Raw genomic sequence first — 805 nt, 5'->3', positions numbered from 1 at the left:
GCGGGGGGGCGGCGCGTGGTCCGTGCGCCGTCCCCCGCCTCTGCCGCCGCGCTCCCGCGGGCGCGGCTACGACTCCTGGTGCGCCTCGCGCGCCTCCGGCTCCTGCTGGGACACGGGGTGCCGCCTGCGGCGGTGCTTGAGCAGCGCCCACGGCGCCCGTGCGCCCGTGACCTCCGTGCCGCCCTGCGACGCGGCCTCGGACGCGGCCTTGGCGACCGGCAGCATGTTCTCGTCACGCAGCACGTCGAGCCGGTCCGTCTCCGGCCACAGGCCGAGCGCCGCACAGAGCGTCGGCAGGACCGCCATCGCCGCCGTCGCGTACCCGTCGACCGACGGGTGGTAGTGGTCGGGGCCGAACATCTCGCTCGGATGCGCCTCGAACTCCGGCCCCAGCAGATCGCCCAGCGACACCGTGCGGCCGCCCTGCTCGACCGTGACGATCGTCTGCGCCGCCGCCAGCTGGCGGCTGGTGCGGCGCGCGAGCCAGCGCAGCGGCTGGTACACCGGCTCGACCGTGCCGAGATCGGGGCACGTCGCGACGACCACCTCCGCGCCCGACGTGCGCAGCCGCCGCACCGCCGCCGACAGGTAGCGCACCGACGCCGTCGGCGGCATCCGGTGCGTCACGTCATTGGCGCCGATCATGATCACGCAGATGTCCGGCAGCCGCGAAGGGTCGGAGAGCATCAGCGTGACCTGGCGGTCCAGGTCGTTGGAGCGGGCGCCCGGCAGCGCCACGTTGATCAGATCCACCGGCCGCTCGGCCACCGCCGCGAGCCCCGAGGCGAGCAGGGCCCCCGGCGTC

At 75.8% G+C, this 805-nt stretch carries 1 protein-coding gene; it reads right to left on the bottom strand.

The window, feature by feature from the left end; translation table 11 throughout:
* Positions 1-66 precede the first annotated feature (66 nt).
* A partial coding sequence (locus LCE31_RS40015) for an SGNH/GDSL hydrolase family protein (protein ID WP_225023231.1) occupies positions 67-805 on the bottom strand: 739 nt, incomplete at its 5' end.

Origin of the sequence: Streptomyces sp. 8L (assembly GCF_020176795.1) — a bacterium.
GTDB lineage: Bacteria > Actinomycetota > Actinomycetes > Streptomycetales > Streptomycetaceae > Streptomyces.
Note: the sequence above shows the minus strand (reverse complement) of the source record. Positions and strands in the feature narration are given on the sequence as shown.